Source organism: Sphingomonas bacterium (assembly GCF_028292945.1).
In the GTDB taxonomy this organism is placed as follows: Bacteria; Pseudomonadota; Alphaproteobacteria; order Sphingomonadales; family Sphingomonadaceae; genus Sphingomonas.
The window spans coordinates 1-22,936 of the sequence record NZ_JAQGLJ010000035.1 but is presented as its reverse complement, the minus strand read 5'-3'; the positions used below and the strand labels follow the sequence as shown (position 1 = coordinate 22,936).

Genomic DNA, 22,936 nt, shown 5'->3' with positions numbered 1-22,936 from the left:
CCTTCGCGCTTAACGTCGAGCGAGACTTCATCGCGCGCACCGGATTGCTCCGGATGGGGATGATCGGCCCGCTGCGGGTGCTGCAGGGCAATGTCCGCGGGCTTCCCCGTCAACGCCAAGCACGGATCGTCGCGAGCCTTGTTCCGCGCGCATGACGAGGTTGCTTCCGCCGAGGACGACGCGAACGGCATGAGACGCACCACCGTGTCGCTGCAGCAACAGATCGATGCGCGCATCCAGGAGTTGGCGCGGCCGAAGCCCACCCCTCCGGCGGCGGCGGCGGACGGCCGGGCGGGCCGGTAAAGCCCCACCGAAACTACCGCGGAAGCCCGAACCAGGTGGTCCGCCCCTTCCGGCACCGGCGCAGCTTCGCAGTTTCATTCAGATGAGACCCGATTCAGGTCCCGAGCGCTATGGGCCTGCTCGCATTCCTTGTACGATGCTCCACAGTTCACATCCGTCCTGGGTCATTCACGTCACCTGTCGTAGCTTCGACGACCCGGGGGCGTTATCCGCCCCATTTCGAACGCTATGACGTACCCCCGCGAGGCGTGGTCAACATCGGCTGCCAGATCCCCGGCCCGACGAACCAGCGCTTCGAGTACAGGATGGTCAACTGGGAGCTGTAGGCGTCAGAACGCCAGCGCCAGCCGATCGTGCATCGACCTGACCGGACTGGCGGCGGGCAGCGCCAGTTCCTGCGCCGCGTCCAGCCGGCCGACGCGACGGTGCAGGTCCGCACTCGCCTCGATCAGCGCGCGGGCACGCGTCGGCAGTGGCAGCACCGCCGCCGGCTGGGTGACCGGCGCCTCGCCCAACCGCCGCGACGGGTGCAGCGCGTCGCGCGGGCGCAGTTCGCCCGCGTCGACGGCGCGTTGCGTCAACAGCCAGGCAATGACGTGCATCAGCCGCGTGGTCACCTTCAGCGACTCGCACGAGAAACCGACCCGATCGAGCGGATCCAGCGCCTCGCGCTCTGCCCTGCCCGCCTCGTCGAAATAGCTTCGCGCTTCGTCGGCCAGCAGCATCGCCTCGACATGCAGCGAGTCGATCAGGCGGCGGTGAAGCGTGGAGTCGCGAAGGTCGGCGGGCATGCCGCAGGTCTTGGCACAGGCTTCGCTGCGTCGCCAGCGGGGGCGGCGACGCCGGCCGTCCCAGCGCGGGGCGCGCGCACGCTCAGGCGATTATGTCGGGGATCAGCTGGTCCTCCAGCATCGCGATCTCGTCCTTCAACCGCAGCTTGCGCTTTTTGAGCCGCGCCATCTGCAGCTGGTCAAGGACGATCGTCGAGGCCAACGCCTCGATCGCGGTCGCGAGGTCGCCATGCTCCTCGCGTGCGACCGCGAGCCGCTCCGCCATCTGCGCCTCGTCCATGCGATTCCCCGTTCAGTGGAGCGCCATAGCGCCGCGGCGGCGAGGCGCAAACGGCTCGTCGCACCGGGGCTGTCGATCGTCGCAGCCGTCCGATTGTCACGAGACTTTCATGATGGTCGTCGGTTTAATCGGCTCACATCCGTCCCCGTAGGAGATTTCAGCCATGCCGACGACGCATCAAGCGGCCCTGGAAACCAAGCACGCCGTGCTCGACCGGCGGATCGCCGAGGAAGCCACACGGCCGCTGCCTGATGCGCGAACCCTGGCGGAACTGAAGAAGCAAAAGCTGCGACTGAAGGAAGAGCTCTCCAGCCTGTAGAGCAGGGTACGCAGCCGGCGCCGCGCCTTACCGCCGGGGGGTGCGGCCCACCAGCGGTTTGGCGAACTCGGGTGTGCTCGGACCCAGGCCGACCGGCTTGCGCGCGCGCGCCGGGTCGATCGGGCGGTCCAGCGCGATGCCGAGCCGACCATGCGTGCACCACGCGACGCTCCCCGTCATGTCGCCCAGGCCACGCATCGCTAACGCCACCGGCGTCCCGGGTTCGACCGTGCAGTCCAGCTCCGCCATCAGTCCGCCTGCAGATAGATTGCGGACCCGCACCTCGTGCGTCGGTCCCTCGCCGCCGATCCGCAGCTGCGCCGACAGGAACATGCTGTCGCGCTTGCGGGTGCGCGCGTTGTCGACCGTCCCGACGATTTCGTCGGCACCGACGGTTCCAACCTGCACGACACCGTCCACCAACGCTTCAACTCCCGCTTCGCCTGCGGCCCATTGTAGCGTCGAGGACGTTAGCGAAACGCTAAGCGCGGCGGCGGATCAATCGTCGCGGCTGACCTTCTCGTTGCGCTCGTGCCGCTCCTGCGCCTCGACAGTCATGGTCGCAATCGGCCGCGCTTCCAGCCGCCCTAGGCTGATCGGCTCGCCCGATACCTCGCAATAGCCATATTCGCCCTGCTCAAGGCGGCGTAGCGCCGCGTCGATCTTGCCGATCAGCTTGCGTTGGCGGTCGCGGGTGCGCAGCTCGATCGACCAGTCGGTTTCACTTGAGGCACGGTCGGTCAGATCGGACTCGCGCAGCGAGTCCACCTGCAACTGGCTAAGCGTGTCCTGCGCCTCGCGCAGGATCGACTCCTTCCAGCAGGTCAATTTCGATCGGAAATACGCCTGCTGACGCAAGCTCATGAACGGCTCGTCGGACCAAGGCTGGCCGATCATTTCGGAGTCGTTGGCAGGCGAATAGTCGGATGTTGAAACGACGCGACGGAACACAGTGGCCATGTTCACTCTCCCTGCGACCCGCTGGCTGCGATCACGCCGCCGCCCGTCGGGCCTCCCCCATGAGGCGGGCCTATAAGCGCGAGGCGGCTGCCCCACAAGCGAGGGCTGACCAAGATCAACACACGAGCCGCTACGTGTCGCATTCGGGCATCACTGCCGCCATCCATGGCGGGCCTGAGTTGAAAGCCGATCGTCAACTTGTCCCGTCTTGGCACGTTAATCCAAGTAGTCCGACTGCAAAGGCGCACAATTCTGCCGGAGCTTGCAGTATCGTGGTTAAGAACCTTGCACTTAACGCTTCATTTGGCACTTTGGCCTTAGCAGCCCCGCGTTGTGGTAGCGTCGATCCGACGACATCAATCCGCGGCAACAGGGAAGAGAAGATCATGTCAGTGCGGATGGCTTTGGCGAAACTCTGTGCTTGCGCTTGCGGTGGCGCGGTAATCGGTGGTGGCGCGGTTCACGTCGCGGAGCGACCCCGCGCGGCCGTGGTCAAGCAGAAGGTCGCCAAGCGCGTCGTGGTCAAGCGCCAGGTGGCGAGCTATCGGCCTCGCAAGCGGGTGGTCACCACGACCACCCGGACGAGCTGCCCGCCCGCGATCGTGACGGTGGCAAGCGCCCCGCCCGTGCCGATCCCCGCGATCGCCGGCGAGCCATTCATCGGCGGCGGCGGTGGTTTCGCTCCAGCCGTGATCGGTGGTGGCGGGTTCTTCGGCGGCGGCGGCGGGTTCAGCGGCGGCGGCTTCTTCGGCGGCGGCGGTGGCGGCTCCAGCGGCAGCATCGTAGTATCGTCGACCTCCAGCGGCGGATCGAGCAGCTCGTCGGGCAACGTCGCCGGCAGCGTGTCGAGCTCCAGTTCGACTGGCGGCGCAAGCGTCGACATCAACAACTCGAATACCAGCGCCAACAACAACAGCTCGAACAACAGCTCGACGAACAACAACTCGTCCAACAACAGCAGCTCCAACAACGCGACCAACAACAACACCAACAACAATTCGAACGAGCAGTCGCAGAACCAAAACCAGAATCAAAACCAGAACCAGAACCAGAACCAGAACCAGAATGCCGGCGCGAGCAGCGGCGGCAAGCCCGGCTACGGCTCGTCCAGCAAGGGTTGGTCGTCGTCCGGGGGGTTCTCTTCGAACGGTTCCTCCAGCACCAGCTCGACCGGCGGCAGCACCGGCGGGTCGTCGTCGAGCTCGTCCTCGTCGAGCAGTTCGTCGTCGAGCAGCTCGGGTGGCAGCACGGGATCGAGCGGTGGCCCGCCGGCGCCGGTTCCCGCACCGCCGATGCTGCTGCTCTTCGGTGCGGCGGCAGCGGCCCTGGTCGCGCGCAAGCGGTTCACGAAGGTCGCCAAGGCCTGACCTCAGGTCAGCTTGCCGGGCGATGGCCCGCCGTTCGGGGGAGCGGCGGGCCTTTTCGCGCCGCCAGCCCGCGCCGGCGCAGCGCAGCAGCGCCTCCGACGCGTCAGGCCGACCGGGCTAGGCGTTAGCCGAGCTTCGACGTCATGGGATTTACTCCCATGACGGCCTGTGCCCAGGAGTCACTCAGCCGCGAGCAGCGCCTTCTCGATATCCGGGATCGAATGCCCGGTCAGATCCTTAGCCAGCTCGCCCATCAACCGCGCTTCGACTTCGCCGTGATAGTGTTTGCGTAGCTCGCCCAGCGTCTTGGGGGGCGCGATCACGATCAGCTTGTCGAACTTGCGTGCCAGCGCCCGCTTGCGCAGCATGTCGGCGGCTTCGGCGGCGAACCGGTTCTCTTCCAGCTGATGAAAGTCGGTCTCCCCCATCGTGCCGCGCGCCGGGGCGAACCCCGCGCCGCCACCGCCCGCGTGGTTGCCGCCGCCGGTCGCGCCGCCCGGCGCATGGGCACCCATCTGCGTCGACGACGCGCCGCCGGACTGATCGGTCTTCTGGTCGCGGTTCGCCGGGTTGGGATGCTCCTCGGCCAGCTCGACCTTCAGGTTCAGCGCCTGCGCGTCGCCATCGTTGCGCAGGAACAGCATCTTGCGCCCGTCGGCGACCAGCACATAGGTGTTGTGCGGGACTTGCATGAGGCGTTCTCCATTGTTGTTGTCGGACGGGGTAACGCCCCCGGTGCCGCGAGGGTTGCGCCGTTGTCGGGCCACCGTCATAGCCCGCCCATGCACGACATCCGCCTCGTCCGCGACGACCCGGCCGCGTTCGACGCCGCGATGACCCGGCGGGGAGCGGGACCGCAGTCGGCGGCGCTGCTTGCGCTCGACGAGCGTCGCCGCGCCACGATCGCCGAAGCGCAAGCCGCACAGACCAGGCGCAACGAGCTGTCCAAGGCGATCGGCCAAGCAAAAGCGGCCAAGGACGAGGCGACCGCGACACGGCTGATGCTCGAGGTAGCGGCACTCAAGGAGCAATTGCCGGCACTGGAGGCGGACGAACAGCGCCTCCAGAACGGACTGGACGGGCTTCTCGCTGCGCTCCCGAACCTACCCGCTGCCGACGTGCCCGACGGTGCCGACGAAGACGACAATGTGCTGGTGCATGAGCGGGGACGGCGTCCGGCCTTCGACTTTACGATCAAGGAACATGACGCCCTTGGCCCCGCCCTTGGCCTTGATTTCGAAACCGGCGTGGCGCTCGCCGGCACGCGCTTCACTCTGGTGCGTGGCCACGCAGCGCGGCTGAACCGCGCGCTGGGACAGTTCGGGCTCGACACGCTGACCCGTGCGCACGGCTATGAAGAGGTCGTGCCCCCGTTGCTGGTTCGCGACGCCGCGATGTTCGGCACCGGCCAGCTGCCGAAGTTTGCCGATGACCTGTTCCGCACCACCGACGGACGCTGGCTGATTCCGACAGCCGAAGTCAGCCTGACCAACATCGTGGCGGGCAAGATATTGTCCGAAGCCGAATTACCGTTGCGCTTCGCCGCACTAACACCTTGTTTTCGTTCAGAAGCAGGCGCGGCGGGTCGCGACACGCGCGGGTTCATTCGTCAGCACCAGTTCGAAAAGACCGAGATGGTCTCGATCGTCACACCCGATCAGTCGGAGGCGGAGCACGAACGCATGACGGCGGCGGCAGAGGATGTGCTGACCAAACTCGAGCTGCCGTTCCGGCGCATGAAACTGTGCACCGGCGACATGGGCTTTTCCGCGGCGCGCACCTATGACCTGGAGGTCTGGCTACCCGGCCAGAACCGTTATCGGGAAATCTCCAGCTGCTCGAGCTGTACGGACTTCCAGGCCCGGCGCATGAACGCACGCTACCGGCCGCAAGACCAGAAAGGCACCCGCCTGGTCCATACGTTGAACGGCTCGGGGCTGGTCGTCGGCCGCATGCTGGTCGCCATCATCGAGAACTATCAGCAGGCGGATGGCTCAATCGCGGTGCCGACCGTGCTGCAGCCCTATCTGACGGGCCTCAATCGGCTGGAGCCACGGGGGTGATCGCGAACCGCCTTGCGGTGGGCGCGATCGCACTGCTCGCCGGCTGTATTCCCGGTCTGGAAGGCGACGACGCGCGCCTGCCCCCGCCGCCGCCGCGCTACCCGAAGCAAGCCGAACGCTATCCGCCTCCGCCGGATCGCGATTACCAGCCGCGCAGGGGCGACGAGGAGGTCACCGCCTTGCCCGCTCCCCGCCCGGTTTGGGAGGCGCGCCCGGTGGTCGCGGATGCGCAGGAGGTCCGCGCTCAGACCTATGTCGTAGCGCCCGGCGACACCCTGACCCGCATCGCGAGCCGCACCGGCGCCGGTGCCGACGCGATCGCGCGCGTCAACGACCTTCAACCTCCGTTCGAGCTGCGGGAGGGTCAGGAACTGCAGATCCCCGGCGGCCGCTACCATCTGGTCCGGGCTGGGGAGAGCGGCATTGCCATCGCGCGTGCCTATACGGTGCCCTGGTCGCGCGTCGTCGAGGCAAACGGCTTGGTCGAGCCGTTCATCCTGCGTACCGGCCAGCGCGTGCTGATCCCCGGCACGCCATCGACAAGCAGCAGCGCGGCCCAACGCGCCGCTGCGTTCCGGCTCAACATCGACGACATCCTGACCGGTGGCGAACCCGCGCTGTCGACGGACGCGCGACCGTCGCGCGCTGTCGCCGGGCCCACTCGCGTGCTCCCCGCCACCGCCGCCATCGCCCCGCCCGCGCGATTCGCCGGCGGCGGCTTTGCCTGGCCCGTACAGGGCCGCATTATCGCCCGCTTCGGCGCGGGGCGAAGTGGCGAGCGTCAGAACGGCATCATCATCGCGACCGCCCTCGAAACGCCCGTCCGTGCCGCCGCCGACGGCGTCGTCGCCTATGTCGGCAGCGGCATCGCCGCCCTGGGCGGCCTCGTGATCGTCAAGCACGGCAGCAACTGGACCACCGTCTATGGCTATAACGCCAAGCTGCTCGTGCAGCGCGGGCAGGCGGTGAAGAAGGGACAGTCGATCGCGCTGTCAGGTGAGACCGGCGTGACCGAGCGCCCTGCCCTGCTGTTCGAACTCCGCAAGGGCCGCGCGCCCGTGAACCCCGAGGACCAGCTGCCACGGCTGTAGCGTGACGACGCGGAGCGGCTTTGCTACGCGCCGCGCATGCCTTTCCAGTCCGACCTGCTCCGCCTGCTCGACGAGCGCGGCTACATCCATCAGCTTACCGACGCCGCCGGGCTCGATGCGCTGGCGAGCCGGCAGGTCGTGCCCGGCTATATCGGGTTCGATCCGACCGCACCGTCGCTGCATGTCGGCAGCCTCGTGCAGATCATGCTGCTACGCCGCCTGCAACAGGCTGGGCACAAGCCGATCGTGCTGATGGGCGGCGGCACCGGCAAGGTTGGCGATCCATCGTTCAAGGACGAGGCGCGCAAGCTCGCCAACGACGACACGATCGCCGCAAACATCGCGTCGATCAAGACCGTCTTCGCGCGCTTCCTGACATTTGGTGACGGTCCGAGCGACGCGATCATGCTCGACAACGCCGAGTGGCTCGATGCGCTCGGATACATCCCGTTCCTGCGCGACGTCGGCCAGCACTTCTCCGTCAACCGCATGCTCAGCTTCGACTCGGTCAAGCTGCGGCTCGACCGCGAACAGTCGCTGAGCTTCCTCGAATTCAACTACATGATCCTCCAGGCCTATGACTTCCTGGAGCTCTCGCGCCGGGCCGGCTGCCGGCTGCAGCTCGGCGGGTCGGATCAGTGGGGCAACATCGTCAACGGCATCGAACTCGCCCGCCGCATGGACGCGACCGAGGTGTTCGGCGTCACCACCCCCCTCATCACCACCGCCGACGGCGGCAAGATGGGCAAGACCATGGCCGGTGCGGTTTGGCTGAACGAGGATCAGCTCTCCGCATATGACTATTGGCAGTTCTGGCGAAACACCGACGACCGCGACGTTGGCCGCTTCCTCCGGCTGTTCACCGACGTGCCGCTGGACGAGATCGCACGGCTGGAGGCGCTGGCAGGCGCGGAGATCAACGCCGCGAAGATCGTGCTGGCCAACGAGGCGACGGCGCTCTGCCGGGGCGATGCCGCCACGCTGGCGGCAGCCAACACGGCGCGCCGCACGTTCGAGGAAATGGCGGCTGGTGATTCGCTTCCCCGTTTCGCCAGCCTCGGCCCGGTAACAATCGTCGACGCGCTCGTCGGGCTGGGCTTCGCAGCCAGCAGGGGCGAGGCACGCCGGCTCATCAAGGGCGGTGGCGCGCGGATTGCGGGCGAACGCGTGACCGACGAGGCGCAGTTAATCGCCCCAGACAACGATCCCGTCCGCGTGTCCGCCGGAAAGAAGCACCACGGCCTGGTCGTTACCGGCTGACCGGCTGACCGGCCAGAGCACGGTTTCCTTGGTTTACCGCGCACTTAGGTTGCCAGGTAACACCTAATTAGCCATCCTCGTTCGCTCCCGGCAAAGCTTTGCCGCCTAGTCCCGGCGGTGTTGAAGGGGAGCACGGCCGGGTGGCAGCCAGCGCGGTAGGTTGGGTTCAGGAAGAGCGGAGCGAACCGCGCGACGCCGTGCATCACCGCACGCGGGCGGCGCACGGGGACGGTCGGCTGTTGCCACTGGTCATCGTGAACACGTCGGTCGGCGGGCTCATGGCGCGCTGCGAGGCAGCGTGTGAACCGGGCGATCGCCTGCGCATCGACATGCCTGTGGTCGGTGCACTGCCGGTGGAAGTGCGCTGGGCACTGGGCGGGCGCATCGGCTGTCGGATGGTTCAGTCGATGAACCCGTCAGATTATTACGCCATGCTGGGCGCGCTCAAGCGTTAGCCGCCGCGCAGCATCTGCACACCCGCATCGCGTTCGAACAAATATAGCGCGATCCGTGCCGCCGCCCCGCGCGAGCCGTCCAGTCCGCCATCGCGCTCGATCAACAGCCGCGCGTCGTCATGCGCGCAGGCGATCAGCTCGGCGAGTTGATCGGGCGGAGCGAGACGGAAGTTCGCCTCGCCGGACTGCCGCGTCCCGAGCCACTCGCCGCCGCCGCGCAGGCGCAGATCCTCCTCCGCGATCCGGAAGCCGTCGTTGCTCTCCCGCATCAGCGCCAACCGCGCGCGCGACGTCTCGCTTAGCGCAGCGCCGCGCAGAAGCAGGCAGACGGACGTGCCGCCACCCCGCCCCACCCGTCCGCGCAGCTGATGCAACTGGGCAAGTCCGAAGCGGTCGGCATGCTCGATCACTATCAGGCGCGCGTTGGGCACGTCGACGCCAACCTCGATCACCGTCGTCGCCACCAGCACACCCGTCCGCCCAGCAGCAAAGGCGGCCATCGCTGCGTCCTTTTCCTCCGGCTTCATGCGGCCGTGCACCAGCCCGACCCGCTCCCCGAACCGCCGTTGCAACGCCTCCGCGCGTGCCTCGGCAGCGGCGAGGTCCGACTTCTCGCTCTCCTCGACCAGGGGGCAGACCCAATAAGCCTGTCCCCCGTCCGCCAGATGCCGGCCGAGCGCGTTGACCACCTCATCCAGCCGCTCCTCGGAGACCACGCGCGTTTCGATCGGCTCACGCCCGGGCGGCATCTCGTCGAGACGGCTGACGTCCATCTCGCCATATTGCGCCAGCGTCAGCGTGCGCGGGATCGGCGTCGCGGTCATCGCCAGCAGGTGCGGCGCCTTGCCCTTGGCCTGCAGCATCAGCCGCTCGCCGACCCCGAACCGATGCTGCTCGTCCACGACCACCAGCCCGAGATCGCGATAGCCGACCGCTTCCTGGAAGATCGCATGCGTGCCGATCAGGATGTCGATCGAGCCATCGGCCAGCCCCATCAGCGTCGCCTCGCGCGCGCGGCCCTTGTCGCGTCCGGTCAGCACCGCGACCTCGATCGGCAGCCCGGCCAGCGTGCGCTTCAGCGTCTCGCCATGCTGTCGCGCGAGGATTTCGGTCGGTGCGAGCAGCGCCGCCTGCGCGCCCGCCTCCACCGCGATCAGCAGCGCCATCGTCGCCACCAGCGTCTTGCCCGAACCGACATCGCCTTGCAGCAGTCGCAGCATCGGCGCGGCCTGCGCCAGATCGCCCTCGATCTCGCGCACCGTTCGCGCCTGGGCGCCAGTGAGGTCGTAGGGCAGCTTCAGCAGGTCGCGCAGCCGGCCATCGCCGGCGAGCGCCCGTCCCTTGCGCGCGCGGGTCGACTGGCGGACCAGCGCCATGGCGACCTGATTGGCGAACACTTCGTCATAGCCGAGCCGCGCACGGGCCACCGCGTCGGCGGGATCGGCATGCACCCGCGCCAGCGCCTCGCGCCAGTCCGGCCAGCCGCGCTTCGCCTTCAGTCCAGCATCGATCCACTCCGGCAGCACCGGCGCGCGCGCGACCGCCTGCTCCGCCAGCGCCGCCAGTCGGCGGTGCGTCAGCCCCTCCGACAGTGGATAGATCGCCTCGCGCTCGCGCAACGGTTCGCCCACGTCCGACAGCTCGGGATGGACGATCTGCAGCTCCTGGCCATATTGATCGAGCCGCCCCGACACGCGCTTTGGTTCACCGATCGGCAGCAGCTTCTTCACATAGCCCGACGAGCCGCCGAAATAGGTAAGGCTGACATAATTACCGTGGCGGTCGGTCGCCTGCACGCGCGATGGGCCACGAGGCGATCGACTGATGCGGTGATCGCGCGGGGTCAGGTCGATCGCGATCGTGCGCCCGACATCGGCCTGCATCAGCTCGTCGCGCGGGATGCGATCCACCCAGCCGGTCGGCAGGTGGAACGCGACGTCCACCACTCGCGTGAGGCGCAATCGCTCCAATGCCTTCGCAACCGCGGGGCCGACGCCGCTGAGTACAGTCGCCTCGGCGAACAATGGATTGAGGATGTCGGGCCGCATAGCTATCTGCGCTCTACCCTGTTCAGCCGACGCGCTCAAAGCCCGTCGGCCAATCGCCGTTGGCCGAAGCCCGAAAGGGCGTCTTGGATAAGAACTATGGATCGCGAAACTCGCCTAAAGCGCCTCCGCTACCGCGCCTGGCATCGCGGCACGCGGGAGGCCGACCTGATGATAGGCGGGTATTTCGACGCGCACGGCGCAGGGTGGAATGAGGCAGAACTCGCCTGGTTCGAAGCGCTGCTGGAAGAGCAGGACGTCGACATCATGGCCTGGGCGATGGGCGTTCAGCCCTGCCCCGAACAATGGGACGGCGCGGCGATGCAGCGGATGCGCGTCATGGATTTCGTGCCGCTCCCCTCTTAGCTCCCCTTCCGCTTGCCGCAGGGGTTGGGGGTGGGTCTGTTCCCACCCGACGCTCACCTGACAGTCCCACCCCCAGCCTCTCCCGCAAGCGGAAGGGGAGAAGAAGTGCAAATGCCCTCCCTCCAGACCATCCTCACCGCCGAGCACCCGCTCACCCTTGCGGGCGTACCGACCGGCTTTCTCCCGTCTCTCCTCGCCGACCTTGCGCGGGCAGCAGGCCAGAAGCAGGGTGGCCGCGTCGTGTTCATCGCGCCCGACGATGCGGCGATGCGTGCGATCGCCGCCACCGCGCCATTCTTCGCGCCCGAGCTGGACGTGCTGACCTTTCCGGCTTGGGATTGCCTACCCTACGACCGCGCCTCCCCATCGCTGCGAGTGATGGCCGAGCGAGTCGCGACGCTGCACCGGCTACAAACCAAGCCGGCTAAGCCGCAGCTCGTTCTTACCACCGCCAACGCCGCCACGCAGCGCGTCCTCACCCCGTTCCGCCTGCGCCAGCTCGTCGCCACACTCGCACCAGGCGAACGCATCAGCCGCGAACGGCTCGCAACGCTGCTCCAGGCCAACGGCTATGTCCGCACCGACACCGTCCACGATCACGGCGAGTACGCCGTCCGTGGCGGCATCGTCGATCTGTTCCCGAGCGGAGAGGAACAGGCGTTGCGCCTCGACTTCTTCGGCGACGAGATCGAGACGGTCCGCACCTTCGCCGCCGAGGATCAGCGCACCACCGGCCGCGTCGATCGCTTCACGCTGCTGCCTGCGTCCGAAGCCCTGCTCGACGAGGAATCGGTGAAGCGCTTCCGCAGCCGCTATCGCGAGATGTTCGGCGCGACCGCGACGGGCGATCCACTCTACCAAGCGGTCAGCGACGGGCGACGCCTCGCCGGCATGGAACATTGGCTGCCGCTGTTCGAGGACAAGCTCACTACGCTGTACGATCATCTCGGGCCGGCCGTGATGGTTCGCGACTTCGGCGTCCCCGCCGCGGCCGAGCAGCGCTTCGAGGCGATCGCCGACTATTACGAGAACCGCAAGCGCGCGGAAGCAGCTCAGCCCGGCAGCTATCGCCCCTTGCCCGCCAAGTCACTGTACCTCGATGCGGCCGAGTTCGGCACATCGAACGCCACCGCGAGTGCGCATCTCACGACACCCTTTCACGAGCCGGAGAGCGCGACGGTGGTCGACCTGGGCGTGGATGGCCCGCGCGATTTCGCGCCCGAACGCGGCAGCGGCGTCAACATCTACGAAGCGGTCGTCCAGCACCTTTCCGGCTTGCGCAAGGCCGGCAGGAAGCCGGTCCTTGCCAGCTACTCCGCCGGTTCGCGCGAGCGATTGACAGGGTTGCTCAAGGATCACGGCCTGGCCGGCGCGACGGCTGTCGATAGCTGGCAGGCCGCGCTCGGCGCGTCGGGCGTGGCGCTGGTGGTGCTCGGGCTGGAACACGGCTTCACCGCGCCTGGCGTCGCCGTGCTGACCGAGCAGGACATGCTCGGCGACCGCCTGATCCGCCGCAACAAGCGCCGCAAATCCGCCGATGCCTTCCTTGCCGAACTGGCAACACTCTCGCCCGGCGACCTCGTCGTTCATACCGAACACGGCATCGGCCGTTACGAGGGGCTGACCTCGATCCCGGTCGGCACCAGTCCGCACGATTGCGTCGCGCTGAGCTACGCCGGCGGCGACAAGCTCTACGTACCCGTCGAGAACCTGGAGGTCCTCTCCCGCTACGGCTCCGGCGAGGACGGCACCGCGCTCGACCGGCTCGGCGGCGAGGCGTGGCAGCGCCGCAAGAGCCGCATGAAGGAGCGGATCCGCGAGATCGCGGGCGAGCTGATCGCGGTCGCGGCCGAACGCGCGCTTCATCCCGGCGATGTGCTCGAACCGGACAGCTCCGGCTATCCCAGCTTTGTCGATCGCTTCCCCTATGAGGAAACCGACGATCAGGACCGCGCGATCAACGACGTCATCGACGATCTCGGCGCGGGCAAGCCGATGGATCGCCTCGTCGTTGGCGATGTCGGCTTCGGCAAGACGGAGATCGCGCTGCGCGCCGCCTTCATCGCCGCCTTGGCGGGCAAGCAGGTCGCGGTAGTCTGCCCCACCACGCTGCTCGCCCGCCAGCACTACAACAACTTCAAAGCCCGGTTCGAAGGGTTCCCGATCGAGATCGGCCGCCTGTCGCGCCTCGTCACCGCTGCCGAGGCGAAAGCCACCAAGGAGCGGCTGGCGGAGGGCACGATCGATGTGGTCGTCGGCACGCACGCCATCCTCGCCAAAAACATCGACTTCAAACGCCTGGGCCTGGTCGTGGTTGACGAGGAACAGCGCTTCGGCGTCACCCACAAGGAACGCCTGAAAACGCTGCGCGCCGACGTCCACATGCTGACGCTGACCGCCACGCCCATCCCGCGCACGCTGCAGATGGCGATGAGTGGCATCCGCGAGCTGTCGGTCATCCAGACCCCGCCCGTGGACCGCCTCGCGGTGCGCACCTACATCATGCCGTGGGACCCAGTCGTGCTGCGCGAGGCCTTGCTGCGCGAGCATTACCGCGGCGGGCAGAGCTTCTTCGTCACCCCGCGCATCGCCGATCTGCCCGACATCGAGGAGTTCCTGACGAAGGAAGTGCCGGAGATCCGCTACGTGGTCGCGCATGGCCAGATGAGCCCGACGCAGGTCGAGGAGCGGATGAGCGCGTTCTATGACCGCAAGTTCGAGGTGCTGGTGTCGACCACCATCGTCGAGAGCGGCCTCGACATCCCGTCTGCCAACACCATGATCGTCCACCGCGCCGATCGCTTCGGCCTCGCCCAGCTGTATCAGCTGCGCGGCCGCGTCGGACGCTCCAAGACCCGCGCCTACGCCTATATGGTCACCCCGCCCGAGCGACAGATGACCGAAACGGCGGAAAAGCGGCTCAAGGTGTTGTCGGACCTCGACTCGCTTGGTGCCGGTTTCCAGCTCGCCAGCCACGACCTCGACATCCGCGGCGCGGGCAACCTGCTCGGCGACGAGCAGTCGGGGCACATCCGCGAGGTCGGCTTCGAACTCTACCAGTCGATGCTGGAAGAGGCGATCATGGACGCCAAGGCCGGCGGCATGGCCAAGCGCCCGACCGGCTTCTCCCCGCAGATCACCGTCGACGCGCCGATCCTGATCCCGGAGGACTATGTCCCCGATCTCGACCTGCGGATGGGTCTGTATCGTCGCCTCAATGATGTCGATCAGCAGCGCGACGTGGAAGCCTTCGCCGCCGAGTTGATCGATCGCTTCGGCGCGTTGCCAGAGGCAACGGAAAACCTGATCCGCGTCATCGAAATCAAGCTGTTCGCCAAGCGCGCCCGCGTCAGCAAGATGGACGTCGGCGCCAAGGGCGTCGTCGTGACGTTTCACGAGAACAAGCCGCCCAACATCGACGGGCTGCTCGGCTATGTGGAGCGGCTGGGCGCGATCGCGAAGATTAGACCCGACGCGAAGTTCGTCCTGTCGCGCGCCTGGCCCGACGCAAAGGCGCGGCTGCACGGCGCGCTGCAGCTGGCGAAGGGGTTGGCGAAGCTGGCGGGGTGATCGGGTCGAGAGTGGCGGCATTCGCGGCGCTCTGTTCGCAAAAGCCGATCGCGCCTTGCTACATTACTCCAATGGCTGACGAACCCTAAAGTCTGACGCTGCGCATCTGGCATCAGATCTGGGACGAGATCCGCGATTTGCGGTCAGACTTGTCTGGACGACTTGCCGGCGTGACCTACGATCACGAGCAGCGGATCGCTTCGCTCGATCAACGGCGTCATCACCGGCCTAAGGCGCATTGTTGATCAGTGTCGCTAGCCGTCCGCTGTCCAACGGCGGCGCGTACAAGAAGCCCTGAAAATGCGTTGCTCCGGCTTGCGCCAGCAGGTCGCGGTGCCCGGCGGTCTCCACCCCTTCCGCAATCACACCTAGGTCCAGCTCGCGCGCCATCGCGATGACATGCCGGATCACCACCTGCTCGCGCGGGCCGCGCAAGAGATCGGCCGACAACTCCCCGTCGATCTTGACGTAATCGAGCGGCAACGATCGGAGATACGCGATCCCGCAATAGCCGGTGCCGAAATCGTCCAACGCTACGGACGCGCCCGTCGCGCGCAGCCTTTCCAGAACCTGGGCGGCCGATCCCAAGTCGACGATCGGCTCGTGCTCGGTGATCTCCAATGTCAGCCGCGCCGTGTCGATGCCAAACGTCGCAGCCCTTGCCAGCAGGTCCGCGGCGAAGTCCTGCCGCGCCAGGTCCGATGCCGTAACGTTGATGGCAACGTGCAACTTGCGCAACGACGCCGGCCACGCGGCGACCTCCGCCAGGGCTGCGCCTTGGATGTGTTGCGACAAGGCGGGCAGCAGCCGCGCCCGACCCGCCGCCGCGAACAGCCGCTCGGCGCCGAGTTCGCCCAACAAAGGATGCCGCCAGCGCGCCAGCACTTCCACCCCCGTTATCCGCCCGTCGGCCGACGCCACCTGCGGCTGGTAACGCAGTTCGATCTCGGAGCGGTCGATCGCGGCGCGCAGATCGTCGGCCAGGCGACGCCGGGGCATGGGGCGGTGTTCGGTGATGGTGCAGTCCTCTTGACCGGCTTGTAGCCCGCCGGCCACCGTGTCGCCAATGCCGCGCGGGGCTTGTCGGTGTGCCGTCGCGGGCCTAGCTAAACCATATGCCGCTCGCCCCCGCCCCCGCCGAGCCGTCGCTGGTCGACGCCCACGGGCGCGTGATCCGCTACCTGCGCATCTCCGTCACCGATCGCTGCGACCTGCGTTGCCGGTATTGCATGGCAGAGCAGATGACCTTTCTGCCGCGCGCCGCACTGCTGCGGCTGGAAGAAATCGCCGTCATCGCCGAGCGCTTCATCGCGCGCGGCGTCAACAAGATCAGGCTTTCAGGCGGTGAACCCCTGGTCCGGCGCGACGTCGGCGACCTCGTTCGTCGGCTCGGCCGCCATGTCGGCCCGAGCGGATCGGGGGGCCTGGACGAGTTGACGATGACCACCAACGGCACGCGTCTGGCCCAGCATGCCGAGACGCTGTTTGCCGCCGGCATTCGGCGCGTCAATGTCAGCCTCGACAGCCTCGACCCCGAGCGGTTTCGCTACATTACCCGTCATGGCGACCTTGCTCAGGTGCTAGGGGGGATCGGGGCAGCCAAGGCGGCGGGCTTGCAGGTCAAGATCAACGCGGTCGCGCTGGCCGGGCTTAACGAGGACGAGCTGGCCGATATGCTCGACTGGTGTGTCGGAGAAGGCCATGACCTGTCGCTGATCGAGACCATGCCGCTCGGCGCGATCGACGAGGATCGCGTCGACCGGTTCGTGCCGCTGACACGCGTCTTGGAGATGCTGTCGGGCCGTTTCGATCTTCGTCGGGATGCCCACCGCACCGGCGGTCCGGCGCGCTATTGGCGGGTTGCGGGAACCGGGACGAAGCTCGGGTTGATTTCGCCGCTTACCGCGAATTTCTGCGACGGGTGCAATCGTGTGCGGCTCACCACGGAGGGCAAGCTCTATGCGTGCCTCGGTCATGACGATCATGTCGATCTGAAAGCGGCCTTGCGCGACGGCGGCACGTCGGCACTGGATGACGCAATCGATGAGGCGTTGCGTATCAAGCCACGCCGCCACGATTTTTCGATCGCACGCGGGGCAGCCCCTGCAGTCACCCGGCACATGAGCGTCACCGGCGGATGACCAACTATTCGCGCAGGGCGCTGTTGGTCTCCCCGACGGCACCGGCGCGGGAGGCGGCGGCTGCGTTCGCCGATGCTGCCGATTGGGTGCCGGTCGGGGAGGCCGACGTCGTCATCGCGCTGGGCGGCGACGGGTTCATGCTCCAGACGCTGCACCAGATGCTGGAGCGCCGGCAGCTCGCCGTCCCTGTGTTCGGAATGAACCTTGGAACGGTCGGGTTTCTGATGAACGAATGGCGTCCTCACGACCTCGACGGCCGGCTCTCCAGAGCCAAGCAGTTCAAGGTCACACCGCTGCAGATGGTCGCAACGGGGGTTGACGGTCGGACGCACACCCTGCCGGCGATCAATGAAGTGTCGCTTCTGCGCGAGACGCGGCAAACCGCGAAGCTGGAGGTGATGGTCAACGACCGGGTCGTGCTCCCCGAGCTCGCCTGCGACGGCATCCTCGCCGCGACGCCCGCAGGGTCGACCGCCTATAATCTGTCTGCGCAGGGACCGATCCTGCCGCTCGGCTCCGCCTTGATCGCGCTGACGCCGATCAGCCCATTCCGCCCGCGACGGTGGCGCGGCGCGATACTGCCCGACAAGACCCGCATCAGCCTGCGGGTGCTGGATCCGGCCAAGCGCCCCGTGTCCGCCGTGGCCGACCAGCGCGAGGTCCGCGACGTAGCACGCGTCGACATCACCATGGACCGGGCGCGGGAGCTGACGCTGCTGTTCGACCCCGAACACGCGCTCGACGACCGGATCACCATGGAGCAGTTCGCCGCCTGACTCAGGGTTGAATCCTCCTTCGGGGCCGGTATAGGAGAGCCACTCGCGAACGGTCCCTGATAGCTCAGCGGTAGAGTAGGTGACTGTTAATCACTTGGTCGTTGGTTCGAATCCAACTCAGGGAGCCATTCGCGGGGTCTTAATGTCGTCCGGTTCGGCGGGTTCGCGGAATTGGCCCGAGCTGTTCCGACGTGGATCGGCATCGTCACGCTGCTGCTCCTGCCCATCCTTCAAGCGACGCAAAATCGCGACGGCGCAGCGTTGCCGGCCAAGCTCGATGAACTGATCAAGGTCACCGCGGAGGCACGCGACAATCTGTCGGCCTGGAGAACTGTAGCGAGCAGGAGGTCGAGAGGGTGCGGTTGAACGTCGCCGGACGCAGCTGAACGCCGCGACATCCGACTTACGAACATCTTGTTATCACGGCACTTTTCGTCGCGGATACAAAACCGTTCATCGCACGTTCCACCTCCCTGAGATAATACGAGTCGTTCGCGACGTCTGGTCGCGGCTGGAGGAAATTTCATGTCCAACATCTTCGGTCGCAAGCTCATGCTCGCCTCCGCTGCGGGCGTCGCCCTGCTGCTTGGTGCCTGCATGACCGAAACGCCTTACAAACCCGCCACCGGCCAAGGCTTCAGCCGTACCGGCTTTTCCGAGCGTCAGGTGGATCAGAACCGCTTTCTGGTCAGCTTTGCGGGCAACAGCTCTACGCCGCGCGATACGGTGGAGCGTTACCTGCTGTTCCGCGCAGCCGAGGTGACGCTGCAAAGCGGTGGCACCTATTTCGTCATGGTTGACCGCGACACGGACTTGCAGTCGCGGACCTATACGACCGGCGGCTTTGGCAGCGGCTTCGGCTATGGGGGCTTCGGCGGCTATTGGGGTCCGTCGTGGCGCTACTATGGCGGCGGCTTCGGCGCTGCACGAGGCTTTGGCTGGAGTCCCTGGTATGGCGGGGGGTTCGGCGCCTTCAACGATTTCGACGTGCAGACCGTTCAGCGGTACGAGGCCTCGGCTGAGATCGTCGTTGGTCGCGGGCCGATCCCGCGCGACAACCTGCGTGCATTCGATGCGCGACAGGTGGTGGACCGCATCGGCCCGACGGTGGTGCTGCCGGGTCAACGGCGTTAATCTAGCCTAAGTTTGTGAACAGTGAGCGGCGGTAGCGCGAGCTACCGCCGCTCTTTTCGTGTCCGTCAATCAGCTACTCGCCCTGCGCCGTTACGCTGCCGTGGCAATGCTTGTACTTGCGGCCCGATCCGCACGGACACGCCGCGTTGCGGCTGACCTGTCCCTCCCAATGCTCCGGATTGTCGCCCAGGTCCGGCATCACCGGTCGTGGCGACTGGAGAGGTGGCAGCTGCGTCTGGATCAGGCCCGCCGCACCTGCATCATAGTCGCGCGTGTCGTCGTCGCCCGTGAACGGGTCGAAGTGGGTGGTGATGAAGTCGGGCAGCTCCGGCAATCCTATCGGGGGATCGATCCGGAACGACGCATGTGCCACCGTGCGCGTCACGTCCTCGCGGATGCTGTCGAGCATGCGCTGGAACAGCGCGAACGCCTCCTGCTTGTACTCGTTGATCGGCGTCTTCTGCGCGTACGCTCGCAGGTGGACGACCTGACGCAGTGCGTCGAGCGTCGCCAGATGCTCCTTCCAGTGATGATCCAGATTCTGCAGCAGAATCGACTTCTCGACCTGCGTCCAGGTCTCCTGGTCTAGATCCTTCGACTTCGCCTCGATCGCCTCGTCCGTAGCGAGGCGTAGCCGTTCCTCGACCATCTCCGGATCGATCGCCTCCTCCTTCATCCAGTCGTCGATCGGCGGTTCGACACCGAGGACTGCGGAGATCCGCTCCTTCATCCGGGCAACGTCCCACTGCTCGGGATAGCTGTTTGGCGGACATGCCTCGCCGACGATGACGTTGACCATCTCGTGGCGCATGTCGGAAACGACCTCGCCGACCGCTTCGGCATCCATGATGTCGCTGCGCTGTTCGTAGATCACCTTGCGCTGGTCGTTCATCACGTCGTCATATTCGACGACCTGCTTGCGGATGTCGTAGTTGCGCGCCTCGACCTTCTTCTGCGCGGTTTCGATAGCCTTCGACAGCCACTTCGATCCGATCGCCTCGCCATCGTCGATGTTGTTGCGCATCATCTTGGCGAACAGCGTGTCCGGCCCGAAGATGCGCAGCAGATCGTCGTCGAGGGACAGATAGAAGCGGCTCAGCCCCGGATCGCCCTGCCGCCCCGAGCGCCCGCGCAGCTGATTGTCGATGCGTCGCGACTCGTGCCGCTCGGTGCCGAGCACGAATAGCCCGCCGGCGGCCAGCACCTCCGCCTTCTCGCTCGCGATCTCCTCGCGGATGCGCTCGATCGCCGCCTCTCGCTCGGGACCGTCGGCCAGATGCGTCAGCTCGTCGTTGATCCGGAACTCCAGATTGCCGCCGAGCTGGATGTCGGTGCCGCGTCCGGCCATGTTGGTCGCGATCGTCACCACCCCCCTGCGGCCCGCCTGCGCGACGATGTGCGCCTCCATCTCGTGCTGGCGCGCATTGAGCACCGAGTGCGCGACCTCCTCCTGCGTCAGGAACTCGCTCAACAGCTCGGATTTCTCGATCGAGACGGTGCCGACCAGCACCGGCTGCCCCTGCTCGGCATGCAGTTTGATCTTCTTGGCGATAGCGGCGAACTTGTCCTTGGTATCCTTGAAGAACTCGTCCTCCTCGTCGACGCGGCGTACGGGCACGTTGGTCGGGATCGATACGACGTTCATCTTGTAGATGTCGAAGAACTCGGCCGCTTCGGTCGCGGCGGTGCCCGTCATGCCGGACAGTTTGGGATACATGCGGAAATAGTTCTGGAACGTGATCGAGGCCATGGTCTGGTTCTCGGGCTCGATCTGCACGCCCTCCTTGGCCTCCACCGCCTGGTGCAGCCCGTCCGACCAGCGCCGCCCGTCCATCATCCGGCCGGTGAATTCGTCGATGATGATGACCTTATCGTCCTTGACGATATAGTCGGTGTCCAGCTTGAACATCATGTTCGCGCGCAGCGCCTGGTTGAGGTGGTGCACGACCTGCGTATTCTCGAAATCGTATAGATTCTCACCCTGCAGCAGGCCGGCGGCCTCAAGCATGCGCTCCATCTTTTCCGTTCCATCTTCGGTCAGGATGATCGACTTCTGCTTCTCGTCCTTCTCGTAATCGACCGGGTCGAGCTGCTTCACGACCGCGTCGACCTGCATGTACAGCTCGGACTTGTCGTCGGTCGGTCCGGAGATGATCAATGGTGTGCGCGCCTCGTCGATCAGCACCGAATCGACCTCGTCGACGATCGCCATCGCGAACGGCCGCTGCACCATCGACGCGCGGTCGTACTTCATGTTGTCGCGCAGATAATCGAACCCGAATTCGTTGTTGGTGCCGTAGGTGATGTCGGAATTGTAAGCGTCGCGGCGCTGCTCGTCGGTCAGGTTCGGCACGATCACGCCGACGGTCATGCCCAGGAAGCGGTACACCTGCCCCATCCACTCCGCGTCACGCGCGGCGAGATAGTCGTTGACGGTGATGACATGGACGCCGTCGCCGGGCAGCGCGTTGAGGTACACCGCCAGCGTGGCGACCAGCGTCTTGCCCTCGCCGGTGCGCATCTCGGCAATTTCGCCGCGATGGAGCACGATGCCGCCGACCATCTGCACGTCATAATGTCGTTGCCCAAGCACCCGCCTGGCAGCCTCGCGCACGGTCGCAAAGGCTTCCGGCAACAGGCTGTCGAGCGTCTCGTCGTTCGCCAGCCGATCGCGGAACGCTTGGGTCTGCGCGGTAAGCTGCTCGTCCGACATCGCCTGCAGCGACGATTCGAAGCTCGCGATCTTGGCGAGCAGTGAGTTCAGCGATTTGACGTAACGGTCGTTGGACGAACCGAACAAGGATTTGGCAAAGCCGCCGAACATGGGCGTGTTCCTGATATCAAGAGGCGCGGCGCTGCGAACGCGGCGCTGAAAAACGGGGAGAGATGTACGGCGCGGCCGCTATTCGCGGCGGCGGCTCTGGTACAATGGAGCAGCCGGCGGCAATCGCCACGTCACGACGCTCGGCAGCGGCGCCGAATGCATCAACGACGGCGTGGGGATTTGAACCATCCCTGCTGCCCGCGCCGGCTTCGCCTGCGCGGCGACAGCCGTCTCGACCGAGCGGCTCACTGCAACGGCCACCGGTGCCGCCCGCGCGCCGACACCCGCACCGGTGAGCGCCGACAGCAGGGCGGAAAGGAGCAGCAACAGGTTCACGAGCATGGATGTAGGGACGCGAGCCCGCACCGTCCACTACTCAGGCAGAACCCATCGGATCGGCGGCGAGGTCCAGCGGCGTACGCCGATCTCTCCTGGCCCCGCGGGTTCCCACCGCCCGTGGCGCATCATCACCGAGCAGGTGCCGTAGTCGAGAGACGTGTAGCCGCTGGACAGATGCGTCGAGCAGCCCGTCGCCCGTCCGTTCTCGTCGATGGCGACGGTAACACGCACGCGCCCCTGCTGACCCCGCCGCAACGCTCCCGTTGGGTAGCTGTCCGGTCCGACCCAGCTGGCCACGTTGCCGATCGGTCGTGCGGTATCGGCGAGCGATGGCGCCGTGGGCGGCACAGGCAGATTACGCCAGGCCTCCTCCTGCCCGCGTTCCCGCGCCACCTGGTCGCGCGTTTCCCGCATCGACTCCTCCGCCCAGCGCGCTGCCGGGCCGCGCAATGCCATCACGCCGAGTACGATCAGCGCCAGCGACAACAGCGCGCACGTGCCGACGACAATCCACGCCAGTCGGCCGTCGCGCCGGCGCTGTTCCGCCGATACACCCTTGCCCACCCGGTCGCTCACGCTACCACTCCCCTCGCGCCTCACCTGGCGAGCCTAGCTGTCTGGACGCGCCCATGTCATCCACCGTTTCGCCCCTCGCGCTGCCCTTCCCCGCCATGCCACCTATCGCCGGTGTCAGGCTCCGTGTCGCACGGGCGCAGTACAAGATATGGGATCGCTGCGACCTCACCTTGGCTGAGCTCGCCCCGGGCACGGTCGTCGCCGGCGTGCTGACGCAGAGCCGTTGCCCGTCGCCCGAGGTAGAATGGTGCCGCAAGGCGCTCACGCTGGGGCATG

General features: G+C 66.6%; 23 protein-coding genes, 1 tRNA gene and 1 pseudogene. 13 read left to right on the top strand and 12 right to left on the bottom strand.

The features are described 5' to 3' along the window. Positions 1 to 632 precede the first annotated feature (632 nt). The gene (locus tag JWN21_RS04450) at positions 633 to 1,094 is read right to left on the bottom strand and encodes a DUF1465 family protein (RefSeq protein ID WP_299646640.1); all 462 of its coding nucleotides are present in this window, start codon (positions 1,092 to 1,094) and stop codon (positions 633 to 635) included. 82 nt (positions 1,095 to 1,176) lie between these two features. After that, entirely contained in the window at positions 1,177 to 1,374 is a 198-nt protein-coding gene (locus JWN21_RS04445) for a DUF465 domain-containing protein (RefSeq protein ID WP_299646638.1), read from the bottom strand. 163 nt (positions 1,375 to 1,537) lie between these two features. Here JWN21_RS04445 and JWN21_RS04440 point away from each other — a divergent pair, with 163 nt between their 5' ends. Next, a complete protein-coding gene (locus JWN21_RS04440) occupies positions 1,538 to 1,693 on the top strand; it encodes a YdcH family protein (RefSeq protein WP_299646636.1) in 156 nt (51 codons plus the stop codon). 27 nt (positions 1,694 to 1,720) lie between these two features. Here the strand turns inward: JWN21_RS04440 and JWN21_RS04435 are convergent, their stop codons facing one another. From JWN21_RS04435 to JWN21_RS04415, 5 genes are all read right to left on the bottom strand, one after another. Beyond that, positions 1,721 to 2,101, bottom strand: coding sequence for a PilZ domain-containing protein (locus JWN21_RS04435; RefSeq protein ID WP_299646634.1), 381 nt, complete (start codon positions 2,099 to 2,101; stop codon positions 1,721 to 1,723). A gap of 90 nt (positions 2,102 to 2,191) precedes the next feature. Next, complete coding sequence (dksA, locus tag JWN21_RS04430; protein ID WP_299646632.1) at positions 2,192 to 2,653, bottom strand: RNA polymerase-binding protein DksA; 462 nt, start codon at positions 2,651 to 2,653, stop codon at positions 2,192 to 2,194. Between the two features lie 541 nt (positions 2,654 to 3,194). Beyond that, entirely contained in the window at positions 3,195 to 3,641 is a 447-nt protein-coding gene (locus JWN21_RS04425; RefSeq protein ID WP_299646630.1) for a hypothetical protein, read from the bottom strand. 108 nt (positions 3,642 to 3,749) lie between these two features. After that, complete coding sequence (locus JWN21_RS04420; RefSeq protein ID WP_299646628.1) at positions 3,750 to 4,001, bottom strand: hypothetical protein; 252 nt, start codon at positions 3,999 to 4,001, stop codon at positions 3,750 to 3,752. A 198-nt stretch (positions 4,002 to 4,199) separates the two neighbouring features. After that, a complete protein-coding gene (locus tag JWN21_RS04415; protein WP_299646626.1) occupies positions 4,200 to 4,712 on the bottom strand; it encodes a host attachment family protein in 513 nt (170 codons plus the stop codon). 90 nt (positions 4,713 to 4,802) lie between these two features. Between JWN21_RS04415 and serS the strand changes: the two genes are divergently transcribed. The 4 genes from serS to JWN21_RS04395 all read left to right on the top strand — a co-directional run bounded on the left by serS (position 4,803) and on the right by JWN21_RS04395 (position 8,889). Then, positions 4,803 to 6,083 (top strand): serine--tRNA ligase, encoded by a 1,281-nt coding sequence (gene serS / locus JWN21_RS04410; RefSeq protein ID WP_299646624.1) that lies wholly within the window; start codon positions 4,803 to 4,805, stop codon positions 6,081 to 6,083. Then, positions 6,080 to 7,174, top strand: coding sequence for a M23 family metallopeptidase (locus tag JWN21_RS04405; RefSeq protein WP_299646622.1), 1,095 nt, complete (start codon positions 6,080 to 6,082; stop codon positions 7,172 to 7,174). The genes serS and JWN21_RS04405 overlap by 4 nt, the downstream gene beginning before the upstream one ends. Positions 7,175 to 7,210: 36 nt before the next feature. Next, entirely contained in the window at positions 7,211 to 8,434 is a 1,224-nt protein-coding gene (tyrS, locus tag JWN21_RS04400) for a tyrosine--tRNA ligase (protein ID WP_299646620.1), read from the top strand. A 239-nt stretch (positions 8,435 to 8,673) separates the two neighbouring features. After that, positions 8,674 to 8,889 (top strand): hypothetical protein, encoded by a 216-nt coding sequence (locus JWN21_RS04395; RefSeq protein ID WP_367182910.1) that lies wholly within the window; start codon positions 8,674 to 8,676, stop codon positions 8,887 to 8,889. Here JWN21_RS04395 and recG read toward each other — a convergent pair. Continuing rightward, positions 8,886 to 10,937 (bottom strand): ATP-dependent DNA helicase RecG, encoded by a 2,052-nt coding sequence (gene recG / locus JWN21_RS04390; RefSeq protein ID WP_299646616.1) that lies wholly within the window; start codon positions 10,935 to 10,937, stop codon positions 8,886 to 8,888. The genes JWN21_RS04395 and recG overlap by 4 nt on opposite strands. 96 nt (positions 10,938 to 11,033) lie before the next feature. On the opposite strand from recG, the gene JWN21_RS04385 reads away from it, so the two are divergent. Further along, complete coding sequence (locus JWN21_RS04385; RefSeq protein WP_299646614.1) at positions 11,034 to 11,300, top strand: succinate dehydrogenase assembly factor 2; 267 nt, start codon at positions 11,034 to 11,036, stop codon at positions 11,298 to 11,300. Positions 11,301 to 11,411: 111 nt separating this feature from the next. Next, positions 11,412 to 14,870, top strand: a complete 3,459-nt coding sequence (mfd, locus tag JWN21_RS04380) for a transcription-repair coupling factor (RefSeq protein ID WP_299646612.1) — start codon at positions 11,412 to 11,414, stop codon at positions 14,868 to 14,870. A gap of 228 nt (positions 14,871 to 15,098) precedes the next feature. Here mfd and JWN21_RS04375 read toward each other — a convergent pair whose 3' ends face one another. Then, a complete protein-coding gene (locus JWN21_RS04375) occupies positions 15,099 to 15,869 on the bottom strand; it encodes an EAL domain-containing protein (protein ID WP_299646610.1) in 771 nt (256 codons plus the stop codon). 116 nt (positions 15,870 to 15,985) lie between these two features. Between JWN21_RS04375 and moaA the strand changes: the two genes are divergently transcribed. The 5 genes from moaA (at position 15,986) to JWN21_RS04355 (ending at position 18,921) form a co-directional block, all read left to right on the top strand. After that, positions 15,986 to 17,011, top strand: coding sequence for a GTP 3',8-cyclase MoaA (moaA, locus tag JWN21_RS04370; protein ID WP_299646608.1), 1,026 nt, complete (start codon positions 15,986 to 15,988; stop codon positions 17,009 to 17,011). Continuing rightward, the gene (locus JWN21_RS04365) at positions 17,008 to 17,787 is read left to right on the top strand and encodes an NAD kinase (RefSeq protein ID WP_299646606.1); all 780 of its coding nucleotides are present in this window, start codon (positions 17,008 to 17,010) and stop codon (positions 17,785 to 17,787) included. Before moaA ends, JWN21_RS04365 begins: the two co-directional genes overlap by 4 nt. Positions 17,788 to 17,840: 53 nt before the next feature. Beyond that, a tRNA-Asn gene (locus tag JWN21_RS04360) sits at positions 17,841 to 17,915 on the top strand. A 43-nt stretch (positions 17,916 to 17,958) separates the two neighbouring features. After that, positions 17,959 to 18,153 carry a low affinity iron permease family protein gene (locus tag JWN21_RS13950; RefSeq protein WP_367182909.1) on the top strand — a complete coding sequence of 65 codons (195 nt, stop codon included), beginning with the start codon at positions 17,959 to 17,961 and terminating at the stop codon, positions 18,151 to 18,153. Between the two features lie 159 nt (positions 18,154 to 18,312). Beyond that, the gene (locus JWN21_RS04355; protein WP_299646604.1) at positions 18,313 to 18,921 is read left to right on the top strand and encodes a hypothetical protein; all 609 of its coding nucleotides are present in this window, start codon (positions 18,313 to 18,315) and stop codon (positions 18,919 to 18,921) included. A gap of 73 nt (positions 18,922 to 18,994) precedes the next feature. Here the strand turns inward: JWN21_RS04355 and secA are convergent, their stop codons facing one another. The 3 genes from secA to JWN21_RS04340 all read right to left on the bottom strand — a co-directional run bounded on the left by secA (position 18,995) and on the right by JWN21_RS04340 (position 22,660). After that, positions 18,995 to 21,745, bottom strand: a complete 2,751-nt coding sequence (gene secA / locus JWN21_RS04350) for a preprotein translocase subunit SecA (RefSeq protein WP_299646602.1) — start codon at positions 21,743 to 21,745, stop codon at positions 18,995 to 18,997. A 78-nt stretch (positions 21,746 to 21,823) separates the two neighbouring features. After that, complete coding sequence (locus tag JWN21_RS04345) at positions 21,824 to 22,081, bottom strand: hypothetical protein (protein ID WP_299646600.1); 258 nt, start codon at positions 22,079 to 22,081, stop codon at positions 21,824 to 21,826. A gap of 36 nt (positions 22,082 to 22,117) precedes the next feature. Further along, positions 22,118 to 22,660: an energy transducer TonB gene (locus JWN21_RS04340; RefSeq protein ID WP_299646598.1), complete on the bottom strand. Its 543-nt coding sequence runs from the start codon at positions 22,658 to 22,660 to the stop codon at positions 22,118 to 22,120. A gap of 53 nt (positions 22,661 to 22,713) precedes the next feature. Between JWN21_RS04340 and JWN21_RS04335 the strand changes: the two are divergent. Then, a pseudogene (locus JWN21_RS04335) lies at positions 22,714 to 22,936 on the top strand (bifunctional ornithine acetyltransferase/N-acetylglutamate synthase); the annotation flags it as partial.